Annotated in this window: 16 protein-coding genes; 3 read left to right on the top strand and 13 right to left on the bottom strand. The window is 75.0% G+C overall.

Annotated elements, in window-relative coordinates; all coding sequences use genetic code 11:
- Positions 1 to 2 precede the first annotated feature (2 nt).
- Genes GVV04_RS21390 through GVV04_RS21380 form a run of 3 tightly spaced genes read right to left on the bottom strand, consistent with a single transcriptional unit; the run spans position 3 to position 3,424 of the window.
- Positions 3 to 977, bottom strand: coding sequence for an alpha/beta hydrolase family protein (locus tag GVV04_RS21390; protein ID WP_201753863.1), 975 nt, complete (start codon positions 975 to 977; stop codon positions 3 to 5).
- Positions 974 to 1,780: an oxidoreductase gene (locus GVV04_RS21385; protein ID WP_161689838.1), complete on the bottom strand. Its 807-nt coding sequence runs from the start codon at positions 1,778 to 1,780 to the stop codon at positions 974 to 976. Before GVV04_RS21385 ends, GVV04_RS21390 begins: the two co-directional genes overlap by 4 nt.
- Before the next feature lie 3 nt (positions 1,781 to 1,783).
- Entirely contained in the window at positions 1,784 to 3,424 is a 1,641-nt protein-coding gene (locus GVV04_RS21380; RefSeq protein WP_161689837.1) for a nitrilase-related carbon-nitrogen hydrolase, read from the bottom strand.
- A 79-nt stretch (positions 3,425 to 3,503) separates the two neighbouring features.
- Here GVV04_RS21380 and GVV04_RS21375 point away from each other — a divergent pair, with 79 nt between their 5' ends.
- On the top strand, positions 3,504 to 3,779 hold the full coding sequence (locus tag GVV04_RS21375) for a Dabb family protein (RefSeq protein WP_161689836.1): 276 nt from the start codon (positions 3,504 to 3,506) through the stop codon (positions 3,777 to 3,779).
- 33 nt (positions 3,780 to 3,812) lie between these two features.
- On the opposite strand, the gene GVV04_RS21370 is transcribed toward GVV04_RS21375, so the two are convergent.
- The 6 genes from GVV04_RS21370 to GVV04_RS21345 are packed head-to-tail and all read right to left on the bottom strand — an operon-like array spanning position 3,813 to position 11,223.
- Positions 3,813 to 5,282: an aldehyde dehydrogenase family protein gene (locus tag GVV04_RS21370; protein WP_161689835.1), complete on the bottom strand. Its 1,470-nt coding sequence runs from the start codon at positions 5,280 to 5,282 to the stop codon at positions 3,813 to 3,815.
- A complete protein-coding gene (locus GVV04_RS21365; protein ID WP_235966512.1) occupies positions 5,279 to 6,520 on the bottom strand; it encodes an FAD-dependent oxidoreductase in 1,242 nt (413 codons plus the stop codon). Before GVV04_RS21365 ends, GVV04_RS21370 begins: the two co-directional genes overlap by 4 nt.
- Entirely contained in the window at positions 6,520 to 7,473 is a 954-nt protein-coding gene (locus GVV04_RS21360; protein WP_161689834.1) for an isocitrate lyase/PEP mutase family protein, read from the bottom strand. Before GVV04_RS21360 ends, GVV04_RS21365 begins: the two co-directional genes overlap by 1 nt.
- Complete coding sequence (locus GVV04_RS21355; protein WP_161689833.1) at positions 7,470 to 8,990, bottom strand: aldehyde dehydrogenase family protein; 1,521 nt, start codon at positions 8,988 to 8,990, stop codon at positions 7,470 to 7,472. The genes GVV04_RS21360 and GVV04_RS21355 overlap by 4 nt, the downstream gene beginning before the upstream one ends.
- Complete coding sequence (locus GVV04_RS21350) at positions 8,987 to 10,264, bottom strand: acyl-CoA dehydrogenase family protein (protein ID WP_161689832.1); 1,278 nt, start codon at positions 10,262 to 10,264, stop codon at positions 8,987 to 8,989. Before GVV04_RS21350 ends, GVV04_RS21355 begins: the two co-directional genes overlap by 4 nt.
- Before the next feature lie 5 nt (positions 10,265 to 10,269).
- Entirely contained in the window at positions 10,270 to 11,223 is a 954-nt protein-coding gene (locus tag GVV04_RS21345; protein WP_161689831.1) for a flavin reductase family protein, read from the bottom strand.
- Between the two features lie 197 nt (positions 11,224 to 11,420).
- On the opposite strand from GVV04_RS21345, the gene GVV04_RS21340 reads away from it, so the two are divergent.
- Positions 11,421 to 12,242 (top strand): IclR family transcriptional regulator, encoded by an 822-nt coding sequence (locus GVV04_RS21340; RefSeq protein ID WP_161689830.1) that lies wholly within the window; start codon positions 11,421 to 11,423, stop codon positions 12,240 to 12,242.
- A 14-nt stretch (positions 12,243 to 12,256) separates the two neighbouring features.
- On the opposite strand, the gene GVV04_RS21335 is transcribed toward GVV04_RS21340, so the two are convergent.
- Positions 12,257 to 12,964 carry a hypothetical protein gene (locus tag GVV04_RS21335; protein WP_161689829.1) on the bottom strand — a complete coding sequence of 236 codons (708 nt, stop codon included), beginning with the start codon at positions 12,962 to 12,964 and terminating at the stop codon, positions 12,257 to 12,259.
- A gap of 103 nt (positions 12,965 to 13,067) precedes the next feature.
- On the opposite strand from GVV04_RS21335, the gene GVV04_RS21330 reads away from it, so the two are divergent.
- Positions 13,068 to 13,910 (top strand): HpcH/HpaI aldolase/citrate lyase family protein, encoded by an 843-nt coding sequence (locus GVV04_RS21330; protein ID WP_161689828.1) that lies wholly within the window; start codon positions 13,068 to 13,070, stop codon positions 13,908 to 13,910.
- Positions 13,911 to 13,983: 73 nt separating this feature from the next.
- On the opposite strand, the gene GVV04_RS21325 is transcribed toward GVV04_RS21330, so the two are convergent.
- Genes GVV04_RS21325 through GVV04_RS21315 form a run of 3 tightly spaced genes read right to left on the bottom strand, consistent with a single transcriptional unit; the run spans position 13,984 to position 17,498 of the window.
- Complete coding sequence (locus GVV04_RS21325; RefSeq protein ID WP_161689827.1) at positions 13,984 to 15,453, bottom strand: MmgE/PrpD family protein; 1,470 nt, start codon at positions 15,451 to 15,453, stop codon at positions 13,984 to 13,986.
- Positions 15,450 to 16,292, bottom strand: a complete 843-nt coding sequence (locus tag GVV04_RS21320) for a cyclase family protein (RefSeq protein WP_328822499.1) — start codon at positions 16,290 to 16,292, stop codon at positions 15,450 to 15,452. The genes GVV04_RS21325 and GVV04_RS21320 overlap by 4 nt, the downstream gene beginning before the upstream one ends.
- Complete coding sequence (locus GVV04_RS21315; protein ID WP_161689826.1) at positions 16,293 to 17,498, bottom strand: CaiB/BaiF CoA transferase family protein; 1,206 nt, start codon at positions 17,496 to 17,498, stop codon at positions 16,293 to 16,295.
- Positions 17,499 to 17,599: the final 101 nt, after the last annotated feature.

Below are 17,599 nucleotides of genomic sequence, written 5' to 3'. Positions count from 1 at the left end.
GCTTACCTCCGCCGGAACGAGGCGATCGAAGAGGTGGTGTCGAGCTGTGTCAGCAACCGGTCGAAGCCGTCGGCCGGTTCGCCTCGAAGGTGGACGGCGAGGAACCCGGACAGCAGGTCGACCAGGAGCGCACGGGTGGTTTCCGGGTCGGCGGTCGCCTCCTCGTCGAGGAAGGCGCGCGCCGAGGTGGGGTCGAGCGGGTGCACGATGCCGAAGTGGTTGGCGCCGGCCAGCCGCACCAGCAGGTTGGTGCCGCCCGCGTCGGGCAGTGCCTCGTCGAAGGTGCGGGTGATCGGGTCGGCGCGGGCGGCCGCGTCCTCGCCGTACCGGTCGGCCGAGCCGTTGATCACGCCGTCGTTGGTGCCGGCGAGCAGCATGACCGGGCAGTCCACCTGGGCCGGCAGCACGGTGCCGGCCGGCCAGCCGAGCATGGTCGCCACCATGGTGTGCGCCCCGTAGGTGGCCACCGCACGGACCTCGGGCAGGAACCGCGCCGACTGCAGCGCCACCGTGCCGCCGGCCGAGTGGCCCAGCAGCGCCACCCGGTCGAGGTCGAGCAACCCGTCGAGCGGCCCGGTGAGCTGCGCCAGCGCGTCGAGCACCGGGCGCAGTGACGGGCTGGTCGGCCGGCTGCCGTAGCCGTCCGGCCGGGCCGCGTCCAGGTCGACGCCGGGAGTGATCCCGTGCAGGCCGGCGAAGAGCACCCCGACCCAGTCGTAGGTCACCGCGACGACGCCCCGCGCCGCCAGCTCCATCGCCAGCCAGCGGTAGGCGTCCTGCCCGACGTTGACCCCGGAGACCAGCAGGACCACCGGGTACGGCGCCCCGGCCGGGTCGGCCGCCAGCACCCCGCTGAGCCGCTCGGCGTCCGAGCCGGTGGGCCGGGCCGGGTAGTAGACCCGCAGGTGTGCGGTGTCGAACGGGGCCGGTGCGCCGGGGACGCGCACGGCCCACCAGACCGACCGGACACCGCTCATGCCGACGGCCGGGGGAGTTCGCGGTCGCCGCCCCAGAGCGCGCGGACGAGCCGGTCGGTGGTCTCCTCGCCGAAGTAGCGCACGCCCATCACGTTCGCGGGGTCGCGGTCGGCGATGTTGCGGCGGATCCGCAGATCGGTCTCGGCGAGCGCGGCCCGCTCCTCGGCCGGCACCGGCTCGGCCTCGTCGACCCAGCGCAGCCAGCGGTCGACGTGGGCGTGGGTCACCTGGCTGACCTTCTCGATGTTGTCCGGGCTGCGGTCGAAGGAGTAGCAGTACGCCGTCGGCGACAGGCTGGCCCGGATGAACCCGGCCCGGCTGACGAAGTAGTCGAACGCCGGGTCGGCGCGCAGTTGCAGCCACTCCTCGTTGACCGGCTCGTAGTACCGGTCGTAGTAGTCGCCGTGCTCGACCATGTTGACCCGGGGCACCGAGTCGATGTAGAACCAGCCGCCGGGCCAGACCAGCAGGGCCAGCCCCAGGTGCGGCACCCTGACCTGCGGGCCCAGCCAGCACGTCAGGTGCAGGTTGGCGAAGCTGGCCGCCGGGTTGCCCAGCCAGGAGTGCACGAGCCAGTCGACCTCGGGCCCGGTGTACGCGGCGAGCGAGCCGCCCGGCCCGTTGGGGTAGTCCCCGTACTGCTCCAGCGGCTCGGTGGACGGGTCGCGGGTCAGCTCGAACCGTGCGGCGATCTTGGCCTTCAGCTCGTCCAGGAGGACCTGGTACCGGTGGAACGTCTCGTGGACGTCGACCGTGGGGGAGTTGTCGAGCATGTCCTCGACATGTTTCAAGGTGTCGGCCACGGGTCAGCGCCTTTCGGTGAGGGCCTGGACGAGCCGCCACGGGCGGCCGTCGACGAGGTCGGTTCGGCGGGAGACGAGCCGGTTCGCCGCCTGCGCCGGGGCCACCACGGCATGCGTGACGGGCCGGTCGGCGGCGATGTCGGTGCGCAGCGGGCTGCTGATCCGGCCGGTGAACGGCCCGGCCCAGGTGGTCCAGAGGGTGAAGTCGGCGCTGAGCGCGAAGACCGCGGCGCCCGTGCCGAGCGGCCCGGCGGCGATCACGTTGAGCCGGTTCTCCGCGGCCCGCTCCGGCAGGCCCAGCGCCAGCTCCCAGGGCTCGCGCGGGGTGAACGGCACGGCGACCACATCGGCGTCGGCGAGCGCGGCGAGCCGGAACGTCTCCGGGAAGATCGCGTCGTCGCCGACCACGATCGCCAGCCGCCCCCAGGGCAGGTCGAAGGTGCGCAGCGCGTCGCCGGGCCGCACGGCGTCGCGGGCCGCGCCGGCCCGATGCAGTTGTGGCTGCTCGCCGACCACGCCATCCGGGCCGATGAGCAGCCCGACCGGGCCGTCGGCGCCGCGGGCGGTGGCCACGGCGTACGCGTCGGTGCCGCGCAGTGCCGGTGCCAGCGCGGCGGCCACCTCGGCCGGCCCGACGTGCGCGCCGAGGGCGTTCTCGGCGAGCACGGCGAGCAGTGCGCCCTCGGTGACCGACCTGCCGAGCAGGTCGGCTGCCTGCCCGGGGTCCCGCGGCCGGAGGACGGCGACCGGCAGGCTCGACGCGCCGGGCGGCCGGCGGCGGCCGGTCGGCGCGTCGCCGAGCGGGCCGTAGAGTTCCGGCCGGCGGGCCGCGAGGAGGTCGGTGCCGTCCGGGCGGTGCTTGTCGTCGGCGCGCTCCGGAGCGATGTCGGCGATGACGACGGCCTCCCCGGTGCGCGGGCCCCTGGCCACCACCGTGCCGTCCGGCGCGACGATCTGCGACTCGCCGGCCCCGTGCAGCCACTGCTCCGGCACGCCGAGGCCGCGGCTCATGGCCGGCAGGTGCTCGGCGGGCAGCAGCGGGCCGACCTTGTTGGCGGCGATCACCCAAACCCGGTTTTCCGCGGCCCGCACCGGGATGTGCAGCGCGGCCTCGTCGGTGGCGAACGAGTTGAGGCTGTTCAGCAGCACCTGCGCGCCGCGCAGCGCGAGCCCGCGGGTGGTCTCGGAGATGACGCCCTCCATGCAGGCGTACATGCCGAGCCGGCCGATCGGGGTGTCGAGCACCGGCCCGACCTCGGTCGCCGGGTCGAGGTGGTCGTTCTCGGCGCCCATCAGGACCTGCTTGTCGCAGCTGCCGAGCACCGCCCCGTCGGGGCCGAGGAGGAAGTTGGTGCCGCCGGTGCGCCCGTCGGGGTGGGCGTGCGTGACGTTGATCTTGATGTACACCCGGTGCTCGGCGGCGCTCGCCGAGATCGCGGTGAGGAACGTGTCGCCCGGCCGGGTGGCCAGGGCGTGCGCCTGGGCGCGGTCGGTGTACCAGGACAGGTGGTGGCAGAACTCGGGCAGCACCACGAGCTGCGCGCCCTGCCGGGCGGCGTCGGCGACCAGGCGCAGGCAGGTGGCCAGGTTGGCCTCGATGTCCTGGCCGGCCTCGAACTGTACGGCGGCAACCCTGATGGTCATTCCCGCTCCGGTTCCCCTAGCGAAACGCTGTTTCCAGAACATACACTCGGGCGACGCCGGGGAACAGGGGGAAGAGCGGGTGTTTACCCACGTGGTACTGATGAAGTTCGCCGATGCGGCAGATGCTGCCAAGGCGAAGTCGCTGCTGGAAGGCCTGGCCAGCACAATTGATGAGATCGCGACGCTGACGGTCGCCCTGGACACGCTGCGGACCCCGGTCTCCTACGACCTGTGCATGATCAGCACCCACACCGACGCGGACGCGCTGCGGGCCTACCAGTCCCACCCCGCCCACCTGGAGGTGGCGGGCTGGCTCAGGCCGCGCCTCGCGGCCCGCGCCGTCGTCGACTACTAAAGGCAAGGCCGGGCCGCCTCGGGCGGCCCGGCCTCAGCTCGGATACGCGTTGGCGGGCAGCCCGGCGCCACCGGGCCGGAACGGGCCGGGGGCGTGCACGACGCAGGTCTGCGCGTACTCGGCCAGCCCCTCCTCGGCGTACTCACGGCCGTAGCCGGAGCGCTTCACCCCACCGAACGGCGCCCGCAGCGACAGCCCGGTGCGGTTGTGCGTGTTGACGAAGACGAAGCCCGCCTCGACCCGGCGGGCCAGCGCGAACGCCCGATCCTCGTCGGCCGACCAGACGGAGCCACCAAGGCCCAGCTCGTCGGCGTTGACCCGGGCCAGCAGTTCGTCCTCGTCGTCGTAGCCCAGCAGCGGCACCGTCGGCCCGAACTGCTCCCCGGCGACCACCTCGGCGTCGTCCGGTGCGTCCAGCACGAGCGTCGGGGTCACGAAGTGCCCGCCGGCCAGGTCGGTGCCGCCGTCGACGGTGCCCAGCGGCAGCGCGGTGGCTCCCCGGGCGACGGCCGCCGCGACGATCCGCCCGATCCGCGCGGCGGCGCCGGCCGAGATGACCGGGCCCATGCTCACCCCGGGCGCGAGCGCGTCACCGACGCGCAGCACCTCCGCCGCGGCGGACCGGTACGCCGCCACGAACTCGTCGCGGCGGCTGCGGTGCACGTACAGCCGCTTCGCCGCCATGCACACCTGGCCGCTGGTGGCGAAGCTCGCCAGGACCAGCCGGCGCATCGGCTCGGCGCCCAGGTCGGCGTCGGGCAGGAAGATCGCCGCGTCGTTGCCGCCCAGCTCCAGCACGACCGGGGTGGTCTGGGTGGCCGCGGTCGCCGCCACCTGCCGGGCCGCCGCGCCGCCGCCGGTGAACGCCACCTTGCGCACCAGCGGGTGCCCGACCAGCGCCGCTCCGGCGGCGGCGTCGCCGTGCACGACCGCCAGCGTCCCGTCCGGCAGCGCCCCGGTGAGCAGGCGCAGCGCCTCCGAGATTGCCAGCGGGGCCAGCGGCGAGGGCTTGACCACCACCGCGTTGCCGGCGGCGAGGGCCGGGGCCACCTTGAGCAGGGTGAGGATGATCGGCGCGTTCCACGGCGTGATCGCGGCGACCACCCCGTACGGCCGGGGCAGCCGCAGCAGCCGGCCGGCCGCGTCGTCGATCTCCCGCTCCGCGTACGCCGCCGGGGCGTGCTCGACGACCCAGCGCAGGTACGTGGCGGCGAACCCGACCTCGCCGCGGCAGTCGGCGAGCACCTTGCCCGACTCCCGGGCCAGCAGCTCGGCCAGCGGTTCGAGCCGCCCGGCGATCGCGTCGGCGCCGGCGGCCAGCGCGGCGAGCCGCCGCGCGATGCCGGTGGCCGCCCAGCCCCGCTGCGCGGCGTCGGCCCGGCGGACCAGGGCGTCCACCCGGTCGGGCCCGCTGACACCGACCGTGCCGACCAGCTCGGTGACCCTGGACGGGTTCTCCCGCTCGATCACCGCGCCGGGCGGGCCGTCGCCGGGCGCCGTCATGCCCGCGCCACCGGCGCCCCGGCGTCGGGACGCAGCGAGGCGATCATGGAGCTGCGCAGCAGGTACGCCCGGGCGGCCGCCGGATCCTCGGCCAGCGCGCGCAGGCCGGCCAGGTGCGCGGCCCGCAGCTGCGGATCGGTGACCCGGATCCGGCGGTAGTTCTGGTCGGAGACCTCCTGCACGTAGGTCAGGGCGATCCGGCGCCGCTCGTCGGCCACCGCCGTCACCCGCCGGTCCAGCTCCCCGTCGGCCACCGCCGTCACCGCCCGGTCCAGCTCCCCGCCGTCCGGTGCCGCGCGGCCCGAGGCCAGCACCTCCGCGTAGGCGACCGCGTCGTGGATGCCCGAGTTCATGCCCAGCCCGCCGAGCGGGTTGTTGACGTGCGCGGCGTCGCCGGCCAGCAGCACCCGCCCCCGCCGGAACGCCGCGGCGACCCGCTGGTGCACCCGGTACAAACTGGCGTGCGCCACCCGCCACGGCCGTCCCGGGTCGGCGATCGCCCGCAGCCGCTCGTCGAGCCGGCCCAGCTCGTGGGCGTCGGGGGTGTCGTCGGGGGTGGGCAGCAGCACCCGCCAGTGGTCCGGCGTGCGCAGCAGCACCGACCACTCGACCGGGTCGAAGACGTAGTTGACGTACGCCAGCGGGCCGAGCAGCGCCGGCAGGTCCTCGTCGGTGGAGGCCACCAGGAACCGTTCGGGGTAGGTGATCCCGTCGAACGGCAGCTCCAGCGCCCGCCGTACCGCGGAACTGGCGCCGTCGGCCGCGATCAGCCAGTCGCCGGCCACCTCCCGGCCGTCCCCGGCGACCGCGACCACGCCGCCGTCATCGTTGTCGGCGGCCTGCCGTACCGAAACGACCGGCCAGCCGAAGCGGACCCGGGCCGCCGGCTGCCGGGCCAGGTGGGCCAGCAGGATCCGGGTCAGCTTGGACTGCTCGCACTGCACCCGGTACGGGTACGGCGTGTCGCCGGCGAGCACCGCGAGGTCCAGCTCCGCGATCAGCCCCTCCCGGCGGTCCCGGTAGGCGAACGTCGGCGCGACCAGCCCGCGCGCCAACAGGTCCGCGCCGACCCCCAACGCGTCGAGCATTTCCAGCGTCGGCGGGTGGAACGTGGAGGCGCGGGACTCGGCGGCGAGCTGGTCGCCGGCCTCCAGCACGGTCACCTCGCAGCCCCGGCGGGCCAGCGCGAGCGCCGCGGTCAGCCCGACGGGCCCCGCCCCGGCGATCAGCACGTGCATCAGGCGTACCTCCGATCGAGAGTCAGCGCGTCGTCCTGGCCGACCAGTGCGGTGAACGACGACCAGGCGAGCCGGGGCACCGCGTCGGCGTGGCCGTCCCGGCCGATCGCGGCGTAGGCGGCGGCAGCCGCGCGGAGCGCGGCCAGCATCGGCGCGACCGGGTGGAGCACGACCCGGACCCCGAGCGCGCCGAGCGCGTCGTCGGGCGGGAAGGCGCGCACGCCGGCCGCCTCCGAGCGGTTCACCACCAGGGGTACGCCGGGCAGCGCGGCACGCACCGCCGCCAGCTCCTCGGCGGTGTCCACGCCCTCCAGGAAGACCGCGTCGGCGCCTGCGGCGGCGAACCGGCCGGCCCGTTCGATCGCCTCGTCGAGGCCGGCCACCGAGTAGGCGTCGGTGCGGGCGATCAGCACCAGGCCGGTGCCCGCCTCGGCGATCGCCCGGATCTTCGCCGTCGCGCCCGCGGTGTCCAGCAGCTCCTTGCCGGCCAGGTGGCCGCAGCGCTTCGGGCTGACCTGGTCCTCCAGGTGCAGCCCGGCGACGCCGGCCGCCGCGTACCGCTGGGCGGTCCAGACCGCGTGCAGCGGGTTGCCGTAACCGGTGTCCGCGTCGGCGATCAGCGGCACGCCGGCCAGCGCCGGGACCAGCCGGGCGGCCCGCTCCGCGACGTGCGTGCCGTGCAGGTAGCCCAGGTCGGGAAGACCCAGCTCGACCGCGGCGCAGACCGCACCGGACAGGTGCACGGCCCGGTGCCCGGCCCCGGCGGCCAGCGCGGCGGTGAGCGGGTCGTGCACGCCGGGGGCGTGCACCGGCGAGGCGCCGCCCAGCAGCGCCCGCAGCACGTCGGCCGGGCGGGCGGGTGCCGTGCCGTCGTTCGTCGTGCTGCCGGGTGTCGTGCCGCCGGGCGCGACCGGGGGCGCATCGCTCGCCGGGACGGGCTCGCCCGGGTTCATGGCCGGCCGTGCAGCGCGAAGCCGCCCTCGACGCCGACCACCCGCGGGTTGGTGAAGAACCGCAGGGTCTCGGCGGTGCCCTCCTCGCCGTACCCGGACAGCCCGAACGCCGGGCGCGGGCTGAACAGGTGCAGGCTGAGCACCGAGGAGCCGTTGACCTTGACCTCGCCGGCCCGGATCCGGCGGGCCACGGCCAGCGCGGCCTCCTCGTCCGCGCCGAGCACGTACGCCTCCAGCCCGTACGAGGTGCCGTTGGCCAGCGCCACCGCCTCGTCGACGGTGGCGTACGGGTGCACCGCCGCCACCGGCCCGAAGATCTCGTCGCCGGTGTGCGCCGCCGCGACGCCGGTGACCAGCGTCGGGGCGAGGAAGTTCCCGCCGGCCAGCGGCCCGTCGGCCGGCAGCGTGGTGCCGGTGACCGCCGTCCCGCCGTGGGCCAGCAGCTCGTCGCGGGCGGCCACCACCCGGGCCAGGTGCCGGGAGTGCACCAGCGGGCCGAGGTCGGTCGCGGGGTCCAGCGGCGCGCCGGCGACCAGCCCGGCGAGCCGGTCGGCGATCGCCCCGACGATCTCGTCGTGCCGGTCGGCGGGCACGATCAGCCGGCCCAGCGCCCGGCACCACTGGCCGTTGAGCGTGCTGAGCAGGTCGACCGCGGCCCGGGCGACGTCGGCGACGTCGGCGTCGGGGAGCACGACCAGCGGATTGTTGCCGCCGAGTTCGAGCTGCACCGGCTTGATGTCGTAGGCGCAGGCCGCCGCGACCGCCCGCCCGGCGGCGAGCCCGCCGGTGAAGGAGACCGCCCGGATCCGGGGATCGCCGACCAGGGCCGCGCCGGCCTCGGCCCCGCCGTGCACGAGCTGGAACACCCCGGACGGCACGCCTGTGGCGGCGAGCGCGGCCCCGATGACGGCGGCGAGCCGCTGGCTGCCGTGCGGGGCGTACTCGCTGGGCTTGAGGATCGTGGGGCAGCCGGCGGCGAGCGCGTTCGCGACCTTGTGCGCGGCCATCGGCGCGGGCGCGTTCCACGGCACCACGCAGGCGGCCGGGCCCCAGGGCAGTCGTTCGGCGTGCACGATCCGGCCGTCCTCGCGGTGGAACTCCTGGCTCTGCGGGCCCTGCCGGAGCTGGGCGGCGGCGAGCCGGAACGCGCCGCCGAGGATCACGCCCAGCGGTGTGGTCTGCCGGATCGGCACGCCGGTGGTCGCCGATTCCAGCGCGCAGATCTCGGCCGCGACGCCCTCGACCGCCTCGGCGACGCCGTCCAGCACGTCGGCGCGGGCGGGGGCCGGCAGCGCGGCCCAGCTCCCGGCCTCGTGTGCCGCCGAGGCGGCGGCGACGGCGGCCCCGATCCGGTCCGGCGGCGTGCCGGCGGCGGGCCGCCGCACCGCCCCGGTCGCCGGATCCTCCAGGTCGAACCCGAGCGGCGTGTCGCTGTGCGCCCAGACCCCGTCGACCAGGTCGGCGAGGTCCGGCAGGTCCGGCTGGTCGGGCTGGTCCGGCTGGTGGGGCCCGGTCACCCGGCCACCGCCGCGAAGAGGTTGTTGGACCGGTCGCTGGTGACCGAGCCGGCGGCCTCCAACCGGCCGCGCTCCGGCGGGAACGTCATGACCAGCCCCATCGCCAGGTCGCGCAGCGCGCGGCCGACGGGCCCGTTCATGGTGGCACCGGACGTGCCGGACGCCTTGAGCGCGCCGACCGCCACGTCGAAGCACGCCTCGCAGATCGAGCCCTTGGCCAACCGCCACTGCCGGTAGACCTCGGCGTGCGGGCGCAGCGGCGGCTCGCTGGTCTCCAGCAGCAACTGGCGGCGCAGCCAGAGGTACGCCGTCTCCAACCGTTCCGTCATGTCACCGATGATCACCTGATGCATGGGGCTCTCCGCGACCGGCCGGCCGGTGTCGGCGAAGGTCTTCTGGGTGAGCCTGGTCAGCGTGTCGTCGTAGACACTCTGTGCCGCGCCGACGTAGACCGCCGTGATGGCCAGCTGGTTGCCGACGAAGCTGCCCCTGCTGCACTGCAGCATCTTCACGAACGCGCCGGGCACGGTGAGCGCCTCGTCGGCGGGAATGAAGACGTCGTCGAGCCGGATGCCGTGGTTGGCCGAGCCGCGCATGCCGATGCCGTCCCAGGCCGGCCGTGAGGCGACCCCGGCGGCATCCCGGGGCACCAGGAACAGTGCCAGCCCGTCCGCCGTCTCGTGCCCGGCGAGCCGGGCGGTGACCAGATAGGTGTCGGCGACGCCGGTGGCGCAGCCGAACGACTTCTCGCCGGTGAGCGACCAGCCTTCGACGCCGTCGCGGCTGGCCGGGGTGGCGGTGGTGGAGATGGCGATGTTGGCCGACGAGCTCTTCACCGCCTCGCTGGCGAAGTTGGCCAGCCACACCCCACCGGCCATCCGGGTCAGCACCTTCTCGGCGAAGGCCCGCACGACGGGGACGTCGGCGTCGTCGAAGAGGCCGCGCTCGATCGCCTCCAGCGGCAGCAGGCCCCGGGAGGCGCTGGTGTTGTGGAAGAAGAAGGCCAACGCCGTCGACGGGCACGCGCTGCCCATCGCGAAGGTGGCGGCGGCGAGGTCGCGCAGGCCGCCGCCGAGGCCGCCGTACTCCTGCGGAACCACCAGGCCGAGCAGCCCGGCATCGCGCAGCAGCGCGACGTGCGCGGCGGGGAACACCCCGTCGGCGTCGGCCTGCGCGGCGGCGGCCCGCAGCGCGGGCAGCACCTTCTCCACCCGGGCCGCGCGATCCTGCTCGGCCGGGGTGAGGTCGTCGATGAGCCGTCCGCCGGTGGACATGTGCGTCACTCCTCTGGGTTGTTGGCGGGGAGCCGGGGACAGGACACCCCGAGTTGCCGGGCGAGAAAGACCACGTCGCGGGTGCGCAGGGCACCCGTGCGACCGCCGAGGGTGGTGTCGAAGCCGGTGACCCCGCTCTTCATCGCGACCATGGCGTTGACCAGGCCGAGCCCGCGCTGGGCCCGCAGCCGCACCCGGAGTGCGGCGCGGCGGGCGCGCACGGTGGCGTCGGCGAGCACGGCCCGCACCTGCACCGGGCTGGCGTCGGCCTCCTCGACCAGGGTGACGGCGGTGTGCCCGGCGCGCAGCAGCTGGTCCAGCTCGGCGAGGGTGGCCTCCTCGCCGCCGGCCCGGAAGGCGTCGGCGATCATCGGGCCGGGGGTTGCCCGCACCGTGAAGCCGGCCGTCGCCAGGGTGTTCGCGCGCAGGCGGGAGAGTCGGCCCCCGATCGCGATGTCGATCCTCTCCGGCAGCGGGTCGGCGAGCTGGCTCCACGCGCTGGAGTGGAACAGCAGCGGGGCACCGACCCGGGGGGTGCTGGCGGCGAGCACCTCGCCGACGAAGATCGTGTGGTCGCCGCCGGGGTAGGCGTGCACGACGCGGCAGTCCAGCCAGGCGGTCGCGTTGGCCAGGACCGGGCAGCCGGTCTCGGCGTGCGCCCAGTCCAGCCCGGCGAAGCGGTCGGTGACCTCGGGGCACATGCCGGCGAAGCGCTGGCCGATGCCGGCCTGGCCCTTGCCGAGGAAGCTGATCGCGAAGACGCCGGCCCGCTCCACCAGGGCGTGGCTGGGAAGGTGGACGCCCAGGCAGACGGAGACCAGGGGCGGGTTGAGGCTGACCGAGGAGAACGAGCTCGCGGTCATGCCGTGCGGCCGGCCGTCGATGACCGTGGTCACGACACCGACGCCACTGGGCCACTGGGCGAGGGCCGAGCGGAACGTGATGCTGTCGACCGACACTGGCAAGTTCTCCGTTTCGCATTAGGAAACGTCGTTACCATCAACGTAACGAGGGGCGGTGTCCCGTGTCAACCGCCGTTCGGGCCGGGCGGCCTTCGGTCGGTGACGCTCAGGACACGCCGTTTCGCTGGGTGGAATCGAGCAACCTACACTGGTCCGCAGACCGGACGGACGAACAGTGCTGTGGAGGGCCACCCATGACCAGTCGGACATCCGAGGCGACGGCACGGGCCGTGGCGGAGGACGGCGACGGCCAGTCCCGCTCGATCGCGGCGGTCGAGCGGGCGATGGACGTGCTGCTCTACTTCGGGCGCAGCGGGCGCCCGGACCTGGGCGTCACCGAGATCGCGACCGCGTTGGGTTTGACCAAGGCCGCCGTGCACCGCATCCTCACGGCGCTGCGCAGCCGGGAGCTGATCACTCTCGACCCGAGCACCCGTCGCTACGCACTGGGCCACGCGGCCGTCACGCTCGGCCGGGCCTACCTGGCCCGCACCGACCTGCGCGCGATGGCCGGCCCGGAACTGCGCGCGCTGGCGGCCGAGACGGGCGAGACCGCCACGCTGTCGCTGCGCCGGGGCGACACCCGGCTGTACGTCGACCAGGTGGTGCCCGAGCACGAGCTGCGGCTGGACGTCAACATCGGCATCCCGTACCCGCTGCATGCCGGCAGCTCGTCCAAGGCGTTCCTGGCCTTCGTCGCCGAGGACGAGCTCGCCGCCTACCTGGAGCGGCACCGGCTCGACGAGCTCACCGACCGCACCATCACCGACCCGGCAAAGCTGCGCAAGGAGCTGGCCGGCATCCGTAAGCGCGGCTACGCCACCTCGCGCGGCGAACGCCAGCCCGGCGCGACGTCGATCGCGGCGCCGGTCTACGACCACGACGGGCACGTGGTGGCGGTCGTCAGCGTGGCCGGGCCGGTGGGGCGGTTCAAGCCGGAGTCGCCCGAGCTGGCGAAGTCGCTGCTGAAGGCGACCAGCCGGATCTCCGCTCAGCTCGGCTACAGCGCCGCCTGACCGACCTGCCCGGGTCACAGCGCCGCGAAGGGCTTCAGCACGCCGAGCGCCGCGGCCGCCAGCACGCTGCCCCAGATGCCCCACACGTAGGGCAGGCACCCGTCGATCGCCCGCCGCATCGCGCGCTCCACCTCGGGCGTGGATCCGGTCGTCATCAGCGCGCCGAAGGCCGGCCCGAACGGGCGCAGGGTGAGCCGGATGCCCAGTCCGCAGGCGATCGCGACGCTGTAGAGCAGGATCTTGCCGCCCAGCCACTTCGGGTTGGTGTCCACGCCGAACGGTGCGGCGGCGAGGAGCGTGTAGAGCGCGGTCCCGGCCAGCCCGGCGATCAGCGCGATCCGGACCGTCCAGTCCGCCCGGCGCACCCACCGGCGGTGGCCCGGGCGGTGGTGGTCGGAGATCGTGGCGGCCAGCCACCCCGCCGCGAACACCCAGAGCAGCGCGACGATCGGCCAGCCGAACGGGTTGATCCCGAAGACCCGCGCGCCGTGCGGGTCCAGCGCCATCAGCGTGACGCCACTGGGCAGGAAGAGCACCAGGCAGATCTTGGGACCCAGGTCGAGCCCGCTCATGATCTTCAGCGCGGTGGCCCGGGCGGCCGGCGTGAGATCGGGCTTGAGGACGAACCGGCTCGACCAGAAGACCCCGAGATCCCCGCCCAGCCAGAAGACGAAGAGCACGATGTGCAGCAGAATCCACCAGCCGTACGGGTGCGGTCCCATCAAGCCTCCTTGACGTCTCGGCCACCAATGGAAACACTGTTTGCGTAGTCGAAACAATAGCCGCGACTCGTCGGGGCGTTGTCGAGCGGAGGGGCCGAAGCCGTTGAGGTCGTACCTGTACGTGCCCGGGGACGCGTCCGACAAGCTGGCCAAGGCGGCGGGGCGCGGCGCGGACGCGGTGATCGTCGACCTGGAGGACGCGGTGCCGCCGGACGGCAAGGACGCCGCCCGCTCGGCGGTCGCCGCCTTCCTGCGCTCCGCGCCGCCCGGGGTCGCCTGGTGGGTGCGGATCAACCCGGGCCGGTTGGGCCACGTCGACGCGGCGGCCGTCGTGGGGCCGGGGCTCGCCGGGCTCTGCGTGGCGAAGGCCGAGTCCGCCGCCGAACTGGCCGCCCTCGACCAGGTGCTCGGCGCGGCCGAGTCGGCGGCCGGGTTGCCGGCGGGCACGACCGCCGTGGTGCCGCTGCTGGAGTCGGCGGCGGCCGTGGTCGCGGCCCTCGACATCGCCCGCGCACCCCGGGTGCGGCGGCTCCAGCTCGGCGAGGCGGACCTGCGCGCCGACCTCGGCGTCACGCTCGGGCCGGACGAGCGGGAACTGCTGTTCGCCCGCTCGCAGGTGGTGCTGGCCAGCGCGGCGGTCGGCATCGAGCCCCCGGTGGCGCCGGTCAGCACCGACTTCCGGGACCTGGTCGCGCTGCGCGCGTCGACGATGGCGCTGCGGCGGCTCGGCTTCGTCGGCCGGGCCTGCATACACCCGGCGCAGGTCGCGGTGGTGAACGAGGCGTTCACCCCCGCACCGGACGAGGTGGCGACGGCGGCGGACCTGGTGGCCCGCTTCGACGCGGCGGTCCGCGACGGCGTGGGGGTCTGCCTCGACGCGCGGGGCCGGCTGGTGGACGAGGCGGTGGTCCGCTCCGCCCGGCGCCTGCTCGCCCTGGCGGTGTAGGCGCCCGCGCCGGGAATCCCCGGCGCGGGCGGGCGTGGTGCGGCGGTGGGCATGGTCGGCCGGGACCGGCGCCTCAGGGGGCCGGGGCGGTCAGCGCGAGTAGCGCCGATGGCGTCACCCCGGCGCCGGTGGCGCCGAGCACGGCGTCGCGCAGCGCGGCGATCCGCGTCGGTGGCACCGCCCGCTCGGCGTTGAGCTGGAACTTCGTCGCCAGATCGGCCGCGCTCAACGGATGCTGCGGCCCGCCGCGCGACGAGTCGACCCGGTGGGTGAGGAGGGCGCCGCCGCGGGTCCGCACCCGCAGCACCGCCGCGAACGCGCGGGGGAACAGTTCCGACGCCCGGGGGTCGGCCACGCACCGGACCCGGGCCGCCAGCGCCAGCCGGTCGGCCGGCAGCTCGCCGGCGAAGTCGTCGAGCGACAGCCCCAGGCCGCCGCCGCCGAGCAGCGCCGCCGCGATCGTGTACGGGCCGGAGAACTTCGCGTGGTACGCGCTGCGCGGTCGAATCTTCTCGGCTGCGGGTTCGGCGATGGTACGCAGCACCGGGGCGGCCACCCCCAGCTCGATCTCGGCTACATCGGCCGGGTCGAGCCCGCCGGCCCGCAGCGCAAGGGCGCAGTCGATGCCGGGGTGGGTGAAGTGGTTCGACGGGTACGGCTTGTAGACCGTGCGCAGCACCTCCCAGTCGGTGCCCAGCCCGCGCAGCAGCGCGTCGGCGGTGAAGTCGCCGGTGTGCGCGGTGAAGAAGCCGAACCGTCCTTCCAGCACGGTCGGTGGCCCGGTCAGCCCGTCGGCCGCCAGCACCGCCGCGCTCACCCCGGCGTGGGCGGCCCAGCCGCAGTGGGCCTGCTTGACCGAGCCGCCGGTGCGGTTGGCCTCCAGGATGCCGGCGCCCATGCTCGCGGCGATCCCGATGGCATGTCCGATGCCTGCGGCGTCCAGGCCGTAGAGCAGGCCGGCCGCGACGGCCGCGCCGATCGTGCCGCAGATCGAGGTGGCATGCTGGCCCCGCTCGAAGTAGACGTTGACCCCGGTCCCGGGCAGGTAGCCGGCCATGCCGAGCCGGTTGGTGATCTCGATCCCGGCGGCCACGGCCGGGACCAGGGCCGCGCCGCCGGCAGCCGCACCGGCCCCGACCGCCTCCGCGGCGGCGAGCGCGGCCGGCACGACGCTGGCGCTCGGGTGCAGCACCGAGGGCAGGTGCGTGTCGTCGAAGTCCAGCGAGTGCGCCAGCACCCCGTTGACCAGTGCGGCGGCCGGGGCGGGCAGCCGGTCGCCGGAGCCGATGACGGTGGCCTCGCCGACGCCGCCCCAGCGCCGCACGGAGCGCAGCGCGGCCGCCGCGGCGTCGGCCCCCGGGTCGGCGTGCGCGGCCAGGGCCAGCCCCAGGATGTCCAGCACCCGGCCGGGAATGTCGGCGCGGACGGCGGCGGGCACCCCGTGGTCGCGGCAGTCGACCGCGAAGCGTGCCAGCCGGGCGCTGAGCGTGGGCTCGTCCCCCGGCACGTTCGCGGCCCCGGCCGGGCTTCCGCCCGCCGTCATGGCAGGACCGCCAGCGGGCGGACCGGGGCGCCGGTGGCCCCGACGATGGGCAGCGGGTTGAGCACGAACAGGAACTCCCGGGCCCCGGTGTCCAGCAGCGGGGCCAGGTTCATCGTCTCCACGATGTTGATCCCGTGCTCCACCAGCAGGATCCGGTGCACCGGCAGGGCGGCGTGGCCGCGTCCGGGCGCGAGGTGCTCGAAGGCGATCGTCTCGCCGCCGACCACCCTGGGCGCGCGCTCGGCGAGCCAGCGCGCGGCGGCCACCCCGGGGCCGGGAACGCCGTCGGCGAGCCCGACGAACGCCGCACCCTCGCCCCACCGGCGCGACCAGCCGGTGCCGATCAGCACCGCGTCGCCCGGCGCGATCCGGGTGTGCCCGGCGGCCCGCTCCAGGTCGTCCGGAGTGATCTCGTAGCCCGCCGGCAGCACGGCGGTGGAGTGCACGGCGGCGACGTCGAGCAGGACGGCCCGTCCGACGTACGGGTCGAACGTCTCGATGCCCAGCTCCGCGAAGCCCTCGTGGGACTGGGCTGCCGCGGCCGGCCGGCCGCCGTGCACGAGCCCGTCCTGCGAGACGTGGGCCAGCGCGTCGACGTGGGTGCCGACGTGCCCGCCGGTGATGATGACCTCGTTGGCCGCGCTGCCGCCGTCGGCGCGCACCAGGTCGCCGTGGCGGCGCTCGATCACCATCCGGAACGGCGGGTGGTTCGGTGACTGGGGCATTCCCCGGCGCATCGGCTGGGCCAGGTCGATGACCCGGGCCCCGGCCAGTGCCGTCCACAGCGCGGTGGCGCCGGGGGCGAGGTCGGTTTGCGGTCCACCGGTGCGTGGGCCCACTCAGATCACGCCTCTCGACTGCAGGTCGGCGAGCTCGTCGGCGCGCAGGCCGAGCCGGTCGCCGTACACGGATTGGTTGTCGGCGCCGGGCGGACGCCCGGTCCACGCGATGGCGCCGGGTGTCTCGGACATCCGGTACAGCACGTTGGGCATCCGCAGCGGGCCGAGCACCGGATCCGGCACCGTGGTCACGGTGTCCAGGGCCTGGTACTGCGGGTCGGCGAAGACGTCGGCGATGTCGTAGATCGGGGCGACCGCCGCCTGGGCCGCCTCGAACTCGGCGACCACGTCGGCGAGGTCCCGCTCGGCGATCCAGCCCCCGACGTAGCCGTCGAGCTCGTCGGCGTGCTCTGCCCGGGTGACGCCGCTGGCGAACCACGGCTCGCCGATCACCTCGGGGTGCCCGACGAGCCGCAGCACCCGTTCGGCGATCGCCTGGGCGCTGGTGGAGATCGCCACCCACCGGCCGTCGCGGGTGCGGTAGGTGTTGCGCGGTGCGTTGTTGACCGACCGGTTGCCGCTGCGCTGCTGCACGGTGCCGAGCTGGTCGTACGCCATCGCCTGCATGCCGAGCACGGTGACCAGCGGCTCGATGATCGCCAGGTCGATGACCTGCCCCCGGCCGGTGCCGGCGGGTCGGCCGGCGTCGCGGTGGTAGAGCGCGGTCATGACGGCCTGGGCGCAGGTGAGCGCGGCGATGCCGTCGGCGAGCCCGAACGGCGGCAGAGTGGGTGGCCCGTCCGGCTGGCCGGTGATGGCCGCGAAGCCGCTCATCGCCTCGGCGAGGGTGCCGAAGCCGGGCCGGTCACGGTACGGCCCGTGCTGGCCGAACGCGGTGACCCGGGCGATGACCAGCCCGGGATTGTGCTCCAGCAGCGAATCCGGGGCCAGGCCCCAGCGTTCCAGCGTGCCGGGCCGGAAGTTCTCGATCAGCACGTCGGCCTCGGCGAGCAACCGGCGGGCCAGCGCGGCGCCCTCGGGCCGGCCGAGGTCGAGGGTGACCGTCTGCTTGTTGCGGCCGAGCATGGCCCACCACAGGGGCACGCCGTCCTTGGCCGGGCCGTGTCCCCGCGCGGGGTCACCCTTGACCGGATGCTCGATCTTGACGACCTCGGCGCCGTAGTCGCCCAGGATGGTGGCGGCCAGGGGGCCGGCGAAGAGCGTCGAGGCATCCACCACGGTGATGCCGTTCAGTGCGCCGGGCACGGGACCTCCGCTGGGACCGGTCGAGGTTCGGGACGCCAATCTAACCGCCCTTTCTCAACAATGGAAACCCCGTTACATTGTCCGAAACACCAAGGACATGA

Origin of the sequence: Micromonospora rubida, from assembly GCF_009908295.1 — a bacterium.
In the GTDB taxonomy this organism is placed as follows: Bacteria; Actinomycetota; Actinomycetes; order Mycobacteriales; family Micromonosporaceae; genus Micromonospora; species Micromonospora rubida.
Note: the sequence above shows the minus strand (reverse complement) of the source record. Positions and strands in the feature narration are given on the sequence as shown.

What these genes read in the sequence shown, in the direction of transcription:
- GVV04_RS21390 (WP_201753863.1), bottom strand. Translation starts at nt 977, where the DNA reads ATGAGCGGTGTCCGGTCGGTCTGGTGGGCCGTGCGCGTCCCCGGCGCA.
- GVV04_RS21380 (WP_161689837.1), bottom strand. Translation starts at nt 3,424, where the DNA reads ATGACCATCAGGGTTGCCGCCGTACAGTTCGAGGCCGGCCAGGACATC.
- GVV04_RS21370 (WP_161689835.1), bottom strand. Translation starts at nt 5,282, where the DNA reads ATGACGGCGCCCGGCGACGGCCCGCCCGGCGCGGTGATCGAGCGGGAG.
- GVV04_RS21365 (WP_235966512.1), bottom strand. Translation starts at nt 6,520, where the DNA reads ATGCACGTGCTGATCGCCGGGGCGGGGCCCGTCGGGCTGACCGCGGCG.
- GVV04_RS21360 (WP_161689834.1), bottom strand. Translation starts at nt 7,473, where the DNA reads ATGAACCCGGGCGAGCCCGTCCCGGCGAGCGATGCGCCCCCGGTCGCG.
- GVV04_RS21350 (WP_161689832.1), bottom strand. Translation starts at nt 10,264, where the DNA reads ATGTCCACCGGCGGACGGCTCATCGACGACCTCACCCCGGCCGAGCAG.
- GVV04_RS21340 (WP_161689830.1), top strand. Translation starts at nt 11,421, where the DNA reads ATGACCAGTCGGACATCCGAGGCGACGGCACGGGCCGTGGCGGAGGAC.
- GVV04_RS21335 (WP_161689829.1), bottom strand. Translation starts at nt 12,964, where the DNA reads ATGGGACCGCACCCGTACGGCTGGTGGATTCTGCTGCACATCGTGCTC.
- GVV04_RS21325 (WP_161689827.1), bottom strand. Translation starts at nt 15,453, where the DNA reads ATGACGGCGGGCGGAAGCCCGGCCGGGGCCGCGAACGTGCCGGGGGAC.